The organism is Aeromonas sp. ZOR0002 (assembly GCF_963866995.1).
Classification (GTDB): domain Bacteria; phylum Pseudomonadota; class Gammaproteobacteria; order Enterobacterales; family Aeromonadaceae; genus Aeromonas; species Aeromonas caviae.
This window is the reverse complement of sequence record NZ_CAWMFQ010000060.1, coordinates 1-5,322: the sequence shown is the minus strand read 5'-3', so window position 1 is coordinate 5,322 and position 5,322 is coordinate 1. Positions and strand designations below refer to the sequence as shown.

6 protein-coding genes are annotated in these 5,322 nt (G+C 55.2%); all 6 read left to right on the top strand.

The features are described from left to right. On the top strand, nucleotides 1–940 hold a 940-nt coding region (odhB, locus tag AACR77_RS04130; RefSeq protein WP_042879923.1), incomplete at its 5' end, for a 2-oxoglutarate dehydrogenase complex dihydrolipoyllysine-residue succinyltransferase. Between the two features lie 106 nt (nucleotides 941–1,046). Beyond that, nucleotides 1,047–2,213 (top strand): ADP-forming succinate--CoA ligase subunit beta, encoded by a 1,167-nt coding sequence (sucC, locus tag AACR77_RS04125; protein ID WP_005300220.1) that lies wholly within the window; start codon nucleotides 1,047–1,049, stop codon nucleotides 2,211–2,213. Beyond that, a complete protein-coding gene (gene sucD, locus AACR77_RS04120; RefSeq protein ID WP_005300222.1) occupies nucleotides 2,213–3,085 on the top strand; it encodes a succinate--CoA ligase subunit alpha in 873 nt (290 codons plus the stop codon). The genes sucC and sucD overlap by 1 nt, the downstream gene beginning before the upstream one ends. A gap of 493 nt (nucleotides 3,086–3,578) precedes the next feature. Continuing rightward, nucleotides 3,579–4,019: a DUF4760 domain-containing protein gene (locus AACR77_RS04115; protein WP_139739393.1), complete on the top strand. Its 441-nt coding sequence runs from the start codon at nucleotides 3,579–3,581 to the stop codon at nucleotides 4,017–4,019. 14 nt (nucleotides 4,020–4,033) lie between these two features. Further along, nucleotides 4,034–4,273: a hypothetical protein gene (locus AACR77_RS04110; protein WP_139739392.1), complete on the top strand. Its 240-nt coding sequence runs from the start codon at nucleotides 4,034–4,036 to the stop codon at nucleotides 4,271–4,273. Between the two features lie 191 nt (nucleotides 4,274–4,464). Further along, nucleotides 4,465–4,920 carry a YcgN family cysteine cluster protein gene (locus AACR77_RS04105; RefSeq protein WP_042879920.1) on the top strand — a complete coding sequence of 152 codons (456 nt, stop codon included), beginning with the start codon at nucleotides 4,465–4,467 and terminating at the stop codon, nucleotides 4,918–4,920. The last annotated feature ends 402 nt before the right edge of the window (nucleotides 4,921–5,322 follow it).

Here is a 5,322-nt window from a genome sequence, read left to right as displayed (position 1 = left end):
GACCAGCGAGAAGCCGGTGGAAGCCGTGGCCGATGACGCTGCCGATGGCCTGAGCCCTTCCGTGCGCCGCATGGTGGCCGAGCACGACATCGACGTCGCCAAGCTGACCGGCACCGGCAAGGGTGGTCGTGTCACCAAGGAAGACGTGGAAGCCTTCATCAAGAATCTGGGCAAGGCTCCGGTGGCTGCGCCGACTGCTGCCGCTCCCGTGGCTGCCGCCCCGGTCGCTCCGCTGGCCGGTCGCACCGAGAAGCGCGTGCCCATGACCCGTCTGCGCAAGCGCATCGCCGAGCGTCTGCTGGAGGCCAAGAACACCACCGCCATGCTGACCACTTTCAACGAGATCAACATGGCGCCCATCATGAAGCTGCGCAAGCAGTACGGCGAGATCTTCGAGAAGAAGCACGGCATCAAGCTCGGCTTCATGTCCTTCTATGTGAAGGCCGTGGTCGAATCCCTCAAGCGCTACCCGGAAGTGAACGCGGCGCTGGACGGTGACGATATCGTCTACCACAACTACTTCGACGTCAGCATCGCCGTCTCCACCCCCCGTGGTCTGGTGACCCCGGTGCTGCGTGACTGCGACAACATGAGCCTGGCCGATATCGAGAAGGCCATCAAAGACCTGGCCGGCAAGGGCCGTGACGGCAAGCTGACCGTGGATGAACTGACCGGCGGCAACTTCACCATCACCAACGGTGGCGTGTTCGGCTCCCTGATGTCCACCCCCATCATCAACCCGCCCCAGAGCGCCATTCTGGGCATGCACAAGATCCAGGACCGCCCCATGGCCGTCGACGGCAAGGTCGAGATCCTGCCGATGATGTACCTGGCGCTCTCCTACGATCACCGCATCATCGACGGCCGCGAGTCCGTGGGCTTCCTAGTCTCCATCAAGGAGCTCCTGGAAGACCCGACCCGTCTGCTGCTGGATGTCTGAGCAAGCGTGACTGAAAGATAACGAGGGGCCGCCCAGGCCCCCATTCACAGGGGATTGAGAAACACGAGCCCCGGACGGAAATACCTACAACACGGATAGAGCATCTATGAATCTGCATGAATATCAGGCAAAACAGCTGTTTGCCGAGTATGGCCTGCCGGTCTCCGAAGGTTATGCCTGTGCCACCCCACAGGAAGCGGCCGAAGCGGCCGACAAGATTGGCGGCAACACCTGGGTCGTCAAATGCCAGGTCCACGCCGGTGGCCGCGGCAAGGCGGGCGGCGTCAAGCTGGCCAAGAGCAAGGACGAGATCCGCGCCTTTGCCCAGAACTGGCTCGGCAAGAATCTGGTGACCTATCAGACTGACGCCAATGGTCAGCCGGTTACCAAGATCCTGGTGGAGTCCTGCACCGACATCGCCAAGGAACTGTACCTGGGCGCCGTGGTCGACCGTGGCTCTCGCCGCGTGGTCTTCATGGCTTCCACCGAAGGTGGCGTGGAGATCGAGAAGGTCGCCCACGAGACCCCGGAACTCATTCACAAGGCCGCCATCGATCCCCTGGTGGGTCCGCAGCCTTACCAGGCGCGCGAGCTGGCCTTCAAGCTGGGTCTGGTCGGCGATCAGATCAAGCAGTTCACCAAGATCTTCATGGGCCTGGGCCAGATGTTCCTGGACTGCGACTTTGCCCTGCTGGAGATCAACCCCCTGGTCATCACCGACAAGGGCAACCTGCACTGCCTCGACGGCAAGATCAACATCGACGCCAACGCCCTGTATCGCCAGCCCAAGCTGCGCGAGATGCACGACCCGTCCCAGGATGACCCCCGTGAAGCGCACGCCGCCCAGTGGGAGCTGAACTACGTGGCGCTGGATGGCAACATCGGCTGCATGGTCAACGGCGCCGGTCTGGCCATGGGTACCATGGACATCGTCAACCTGCACGGCGGTTCCCCTGCCAACTTCCTGGACGTCGGCGGCGGCGCCACCAAGGAGCGCGTGACCGAGGCCTTCAAGATCATCCTGTCCGACAGCAAGGTACAAGCCGTGCTGGTCAACATCTTCGGTGGCATCGTGCGCTGCGACATGATCGCGGAAGGCATCATCGGTGCCGTGAAGGAAGTGGGGGTGAAAGTGCCCGTGGTGGTGCGTCTGGAAGGCAACAATGCCGAACTGGGTGCCCGTAAACTGGCCGACAGCGGCCTCAATATCATCGCCGCAACGAGTCTGACTGACGCAGCTCAGCAAGTGGTAAAAGCAGCGGAGGCCAAATAATGAGCGTTCTGATCAACAAAGACACCAAGGTGATCTGCCAGGGCTTTACCGGCGGTCAGGGTACCTTCCACTCCGAACAGGCCATTGCCTACGGTACCCAGATGGTCGGCGGCGTCTCCCCGGGCAAGGGCGGCACCACCCACCTGGGTCTGCCGGTGTTCAACACCGTCCGTGACGCCGTGGAAGCCACCGGCGCCACCGCCTCCGTCATCTATGTGCCGGCCCCGTTCTGCAAGGACGCCATCCTGGAAGCCATCGATGCCGGCATCAAGCTCATCGTCACCATCACCGAAGGCATCCCGACCCTGGACATGCTGGACGTCAAGGTGAAGCTGCAGGAAACCGGCGTGCGCATGATAGGGCCCAACTGCCCGGGCGTCATTACCCCGGGTGAGTGCAAGATCGGCATCATGCCCGGCCACATTCACAAGCCGGGCAAGGTGGGCATCGTCTCCCGCTCCGGCACCCTGACCTACGAAGCGGTCAAGCAGACCACGGACGAGGGCTTCGGCCAGTCCACCTGCGTCGGTATCGGTGGCGACCCCATCCCGGGCTCCAACTTCATCGACATTCTGGAGATGTTCCAGAACGACCCGCAGACCGAAGCCATCGTGATGATCGGCGAGATCGGCGGCAACGCCGAGGAAGACGCGGCGGCCTACATCAAGGCCCACGTCACCAAGCCGGTGGTCTCCTACATCGCGGGCGTCACCGCTCCGGCTGGCAAGCGCATGGGTCATGCGGGCGCCATCATTGCCGGTGGTAAAGGCACCGCGGCCGAGAAATTTGCCGCCCTGGAAGATGCCGGCGTGAAAACCGTGCGGTCGCTCGCCGATATCGGCAAGGCCCTGCGTGAAGTGACCGGCTGGTAAGTTAGCCTGTTAGCTCAGATAGCAAAATGCCGCCCTAGGGCGGCATTTTTTATGGCTGAAAATTTATTATACTGTTTCTAAATAACTTCGTTCATATACGCATTGACTCCATTCAGGTCCTGATGCAAAATAAAAAACACTTATTCGTATCTTACAGTGGTAAGTGCAATCTATGTTTATGTGTATTAAGTCTTTAATGGGGGGCGACACCATAATTATCGAGATATTTTAAATTTCCTTAGACTCACTTACTCGTGATGTTTACTTTAGCTCTCCTAGGTCAGAAGTAAATCTAATACACCGGGAAAACTGCTGTAGTTCGCTGGGTGCTTTATTAACGTGTATGTTTTGTCTAATCTGGCGGCTTAAATAAACAAGTTGGTCGTTCTTGGGGTTCTGCTTCGGCAGAAGTAATAAACAGCGGGGTGGAAGTTGGTTTATGCTGAACCATCTTAATTTGGCTTTAAAGGTACTTTAAATATAAGGGGGAATAATGTCGCTGGAGGCTATTGCTGCTGTTGGTGCTCTGCTATCAGGTTTGGCTACAATGATGGGGATTGTTGTTGCCTATAAGGTCCATAGAAATCAAAAGCTTTTATCGCAGAGACAATTACTATTGCCTCTATGGGAGTATATGTCGACGCTCAGTAAAATTGATGATACTAAACCCATTACGTCTGATGTGATTAAAGTTGTAAATACTTTAGAGTTAGTTGCATTGTGCTGCGAAGGTGGAATGATTGATGAGCTGATTATTCGTCGTACTTTCAAAGAGCAATTCATGGAACATTATGAATCAATAGAACGGTGTTTAATTTTACCAGGTTTAAAATTAAATGGAAAACAGTTGCTAAAAGAAAACAAAGCCGCTTCTCAATTTTACATGTCTCTAGAGTCTGAACGATTATCAAGTGATAGAATTAAGAAAACATAAAGTGGAGTGAAATCATGAATGATAAATATATAAAATTAGCTGTTCAGGAATTTTCAAAATCAGGAAGTGTTTCTTATGAGAAAACATTCAAAATAAAAGATGGTAAGGATGTGTTTTATACAGTAACCATTGTTAAAGAAACGCCTAAGTTGGTAGCAGAGAGTATCGGGTTCGAATCGATGAGTACCACCATTTCTGCTTTACCATCTGGTTCTACTTGTGGATGTTGTAATGGCTCTGGTCGTTCAAGTTAATAGTAAATCCAAGTAATAACAATCTACTATGTTGGGCTTCGCTCGATGGGTTGGCGCTGAGCGTTGAGAAGCCCAACATTTATTCATCCCCCCGACCTTTCAGCTTCTCTGGTATTTCTTTTCACCTTGAAAAATCGGGCCATAGGGCGTATAACCACGCGCTTGTCAGTGTATTGAGTGAGCTAACTTTTATGCAGCAGAGTGAACCCGTGCAGACCGCCCCCTTTTGGCAGGTAAAAAGCCTGCAACAGATGACCACGGCCGAGTGGGAGTCCCTGTGCGACGGCTGCGGCAAGTGCTGCCTGAACAAGCTGATCGACGAGGACACCGAGGAGCTGGTGTTCACCAACGTGGCCTGCAATCTGCTCAATACCAAGACTTGCCAGTGCTCCGACTACGGCAACCGCTTTAAAAAAGAGCCGGACTGCCTGCAGATCACTCACGACAAGATTGCCGAGTTCAATTGGCTGCCCTCTACCTGTGCCTACCGCCTGCTGGCGGAGGGGCAGAGCCTGCCAGAGTGGCATCCCCTTATCACCGGCAGCCGCAGCGCCATGCATCAGGCCGGTCAGTCGGTGCGCGGCAAGGTGATCCATGAGGTACATGCCGGCGACTGGGCCGACCATATCATTACCTGGGCGAGCTAAGCCTTAATCCGCCGTTTATTGCTTACTACAGGGGCAGGGGAGTGAGACTTCGCTGCCCCTGTTGTTTTTGGCATATAAGTGATCAGTTTTTTACGATAAAGGCAGTTTGAAACTTCATGGTGAGATGAAAGCATCGTGAAGTCGTGAGAGGTCGCCCCTGAGGCAGCCAGCACCCGTTAAACCGCATCCATGACACAAGGGCTGCAGAGTTCACACTCTGCAGCCCTTGTTGCTTTCTGGCGCTTGCTAGCGATGTAGAGTGGTTTCCCCTCACCCTGACCCTCTCCCAAGGGGAGAGGGAATAGATCGAGGTTGCTATGCAAAACTCGTGGTGGTCGAGCATGGCTCTGCTCTGCTTTTCTGAGTACCTGAGTACCTGAGTACCTGAGTACCTGAGTACCT

Bases quoted from the DNA above. Each gene is read 5' to 3' on its own strand.
- sucC (WP_005300220.1), top strand. From the start codon at position 1,047: ATGAATCTGCATGAATATCAGGCAAAACAGCTGTTTGCCGAGTATGGC.
- sucD (WP_005300222.1), top strand. From the start codon at position 2,213: ATGAGCGTTCTGATCAACAAAGACACCAAGGTGATCTGCCAGGGCTTT.
- AACR77_RS04115 (WP_139739393.1), top strand. From the start codon at position 3,579: ATGTCGCTGGAGGCTATTGCTGCTGTTGGTGCTCTGCTATCAGGTTTG.
- AACR77_RS04110 (WP_139739392.1), top strand. From the start codon at position 4,034: ATGAATGATAAATATATAAAATTAGCTGTTCAGGAATTTTCAAAATCA.
- AACR77_RS04105 (WP_042879920.1), top strand. From the start codon at position 4,465: ATGCAGCAGAGTGAACCCGTGCAGACCGCCCCCTTTTGGCAGGTAAAA.